This window comes from Geobacter argillaceus (genome assembly GCF_007830735.1).
In the GTDB taxonomy this organism is placed as follows: domain Bacteria; phylum Desulfobacterota; class Desulfuromonadia; order Geobacterales; family DSM-12255; genus Geomobilibacter; species Geomobilibacter argillaceus.
On record NZ_VLLN01000058.1, the window covers coordinates 1 to 3799 of the forward strand.

A 3799-nucleotide genomic window follows, 5' to 3' on the forward strand; every position below is an offset into this window, starting at 1 on the left:
TAAGGATTCCCCGCAGACAGCTGCGAAAATCCGATCCGGCGTGACAAGCAATCCGCCACGCTGTATAACGTTTTTATATTTCATTGTTTGTGCCAAGTTTATTAAAAGATATACTACAGGCTTATGTGTCTGATTTTTATTTATTTTTTTGGCACAATTAAACAGAAAACAATTTTTAGTCCATCGCATTATGTAGACAAGTGTAGACAGTTTTGTTATAGGTGCGCATAAATTGGCATTCCAGCATGGTGTACCCATAGAGATACACTGTTGACTAATGAATACACTTAGTTCCGACCTTGAACTGGGTTACTAAAATAGTTGGGAGATTCCGGGGGTGGGAGACAAGAAGTGAATCCGGGAAAATCAGCAAATGCGAACTGCCCTCCTCCCTGGACAGAGGCCCGCCCTGAGTCGGGCGAGATGTCAGGCTGACAGCTCATTTCCGGACAATTGAGTTTAATGGTTCTCGGCAAGGATGGCGATGATTTCCGGTACCAGTCGCTCCAGAACGGTGGGAGAGTAGCCACCCTCCAGAAAGAAACCGACCCTCCCCGCACAGCTGTCGTCAGCAATATTTTTCAGTAGCCGAACCGCTTCGAGAAAATGCCGATCTTCAACCTTCATTACTCCGAAGGGGTCTTCTCTGTGCGCATCGAACCCGGCACCGACCAGAAGGTAGTCTGGGCGTATCTTCTGCTTGCAGTCGAGCAGGTTCATCTCGAACTGCTGCAACCAATCCTCACCGGAGCTCTCCAGTGACAGGGTGATGTTGCACGTGTACCCCATGCCCGCACCCTGTCCCGTTTCATGCAGGTAACCGGAATACGGATAGATGTGGTCTGGCGCCCCATGCAGCGAGTAGTAAAATACCTTTGGATCATCGTAATAGATGTAATCGATGCCGTTACCGTGATGCACATCGAAATCGACCACCAGAAAGGTTGCCTCCGGTTCTTTCTGCCTGATGGTCTCAATAGCCAGGGCAATATGATTGACAAAACAAAAACCCTCAGCAAGCTTCTTCCCCGCGTGGTGCCCGGGCGGACGGATCAGCGCGAAACCCGCACCCTTTCCCAGCATGGTCTCGGCCAATGCCAGGGCGCACCCACCCGCGGCAAGCACGGCACGAAAGGTATTCTGACTGATATGATTATCCGGCGACATGAAAGAGGAACTCGACTGCCGGCAACTGGCTTCCAGACTCAGGAGATAGTCCTTCTCATGCACCAGTTCAAGCTGGGATATCCCGGCCGGCGGTGGGACTCGAAAAGAGACCGGCAGGTGCTCCGGGAGATTGGCGCAACCCCGCAGGATACTTCTGAGGCGTTCCGGAGTCTCGGGGTGCCACTCGCCCACCTCGTGCAGGAGACAATCAGGATGGGAAACCAGTTGGAAATATCCCTCCTTGAACGGGAACCTCTTTGCAAGCTCCATCATATTCATTCCAGGGGAAGCCGATAGACAAGTTCCGACGGATCCTCGGAAGTTTGTACCGTAAACTGGTATTTTTCAAAGACCCTGCGCATGGACAGATTGTCGAAACGGACGTTTGCCGTAAGGAAATTCAATTTTCTTTGGCGCGCTACATCGATGAGTCTCTCCAGAAGTAAGCTGGCAAAGCCTTTGTCGCGCATGGACTCATGAACGACAAATGCAACCTCCGCCTCCCCACCGTCTTCGAGAACGTAATAGCGCCCTACGGCCTGGATGACCTCCCGCGGGCCCTGACGCTCCACTATGCATAGAGCCATGTCCCTTGTAAGGTCGGTATTGACCAGACGGTATGCCTGGGCCGTGCCCATTTTTTTCGGTTCATTCCGGTACCGTTGGAACAGTGTCGCCTGGTCGTGAGAGTAGAAAAAAGTCTGCAAACGTCGCTGGTCGGACGGATGCAGGGGACGCAGGAAATAATCCTCCCCCTGGATATCCAGTCTGATGATCTCAGTATCGCCAAGTTCCCTGACCGGGGACGGGGTATCGCGTTGATAGGCGGGCACCTTGTAGGATTTCTGCATGTCGTCCAGCAATTGCTCCCTGAAGTCCGGATGAGCTATCTGAATCAGTTCCATGACCCGTTCCCGGATGCTGCGGCCTCTCAGAGTCGCAATCCCGTACTCGGTCACGACATAATGAATATCACCTCTGGTGGCTCCCACACCGGCCCCCTGGCTGATCACCGACACGATCCGCGAAACGGTGCCGTTCTTTGCTGTGGAAGGCAGTGCGATGATGGATCGCCCTCCCCTGCTCATGCCGGCACCACGGATGAAATCCACCTGGCCGCCAAGTCCGCTGTAGAACTGCCCTGCAACCGAATCGGAAACGATCTGCCCCGTCAGGTCGACTTGGGTAGCGCTGGTGATTGAGATCATCTTACTGTTTTGGGCGATGACTGAAGGATTATTCACGTAGGCTGTCCCATGGAACTCCACGTGGGGATTGTTATCCACGAAGTCATAGACCTCCCGGCTGCCGATACAGAACGAGGCGATTGTCTTCCCCTCGTGGATCCCTTTCAATCGGTTGGTAATATTGCCGTTCCGGTACAGATTCAACAGGCCGTCGCTGAACATCTCGGTATGGACGCCGAGATCATTGTGACCGGTCAATTTATTCAGCACCGCATCGGGGATCTTGCCGATTCCCGCCTGCAGCGTGCAGCCGTCTTCGATGAGCAGTGAGACATATTTGCCGATCTGCAGGGTAATTTCATCCAATTCAACCACAGGAACAGTCGGAATCGGTTCGGACACCCTGATGAACGCAGCGATCTCATCCTTATGCAGATAACATTGTCCGAAAGTGCGCGGCAGTTGGTCATTGATCTGGGCGATGATGTATTTGGCGGACTTGGCCGCGTCCATGACGATATCGACCGCAACCCCCAGCGAACAATACCCCTGCGCGTCGGGTGGAGTGACCTGGACAAAGGCGACATCGATGGGAAGCACGTTTTCCGTAAAAAGGGCCGGGATCTCCGACAGGAAACAAGGGGTATAGTCAGCCTTGCCCGATCGCACTGCGTCCCTGGTCCCCTGGTCCAGAAAAAAGGAATTGACCCGAAAGTTATGCTCGTATTTCGGATCGGTCCAGGGTGTCTTGCCGATAGTTAACAAATACACCAATTCCAGGTCCGTGAAATACCGTGCAGCTTCCAGGAACCGGTCGATAAGGGTGTAGGGGCAGGCCGCACCGGAACCAAGGAGAATCCGATAACCGTTCTTGACATACTTGACCCAGGAATTGCCCGTGAGTTCTTCCATAGCCGCCCTCTTTCAATGCTGCCCGATCTCTGCATGAACGCGTTTAACAGCGTGGTATCGCCAGATGGCTTCGGCTCATTGTAACTCTTGAATCATACTTCACAACAAATATATTGGAAGCCCGTAGTGTTGCTTCCTGTTATCTCCTAGATCCGATTCATCCTCCTGGCTGCCTCAATCAGTTCTCCCCGAAAGTCGGGGTGCGCGACGCTGATCAGGTTCAGGGCACGCTGCCGGGCAGTCTGTCCCCTGAGTTTGGCAACGCCGAACTCGGTCACCACATGATCGACATCGTTCTTCCCGGTAGTGACAGATGCACCTGGCGAGCAATTATTTCGTCTGTTGTGGACATCATATGCTCGCCTTATTCTTTCAAAGTCGTAGCAGCCAACCGCTGATTACCGCTAGTTCAGACAGTTGCAATGCATACTCCATCTATTACTGAAACAGCAGAGCGCGCCCTGTGACCATGCGGGTGATCTGGTTGGTACCGGTGTAGATCTGCGTCAGCTTGGCGTCCCGCATCATCCGCT

General features: G+C 53.1%; 3 protein-coding genes and 1 pseudogene. All 4 read right to left on the reverse strand.

Features of this window, described 5'->3' with window-relative positions:
• Positions 1 to 459: 459 nt before the first annotated feature.
• Positions 460 to 1440 (reverse strand): histone deacetylase family protein, encoded by a 981-nt coding sequence (locus JN12_RS20240; protein ID WP_145026332.1) that lies wholly within the window; start codon positions 1438 to 1440, stop codon positions 460 to 462.
• Positions 1441 to 1442: 2 nt separating this feature from the next.
• Positions 1443 to 3266: a GNAT family N-acetyltransferase gene (locus tag JN12_RS20245; protein ID WP_145026335.1), complete on the reverse strand. Its 1824-nt coding sequence runs from the start codon at positions 3264 to 3266 to the stop codon at positions 1443 to 1445.
• Between the two features lie 146 nt (positions 3267 to 3412).
• Positions 3413 to 3586 (reverse strand): annotated as a pseudogene (locus JN12_RS20250) (acetyl-CoA hydrolase/transferase C-terminal domain-containing protein); the annotation flags it as partial.
• 118 nt (positions 3587 to 3704) lie between these two features.
• Positions 3705 to 3799: acyl-CoA dehydrogenase family protein (locus JN12_RS20255; RefSeq protein ID WP_211360599.1), on the reverse strand; the 95-nt coding region annotated here is incomplete at its 5' end.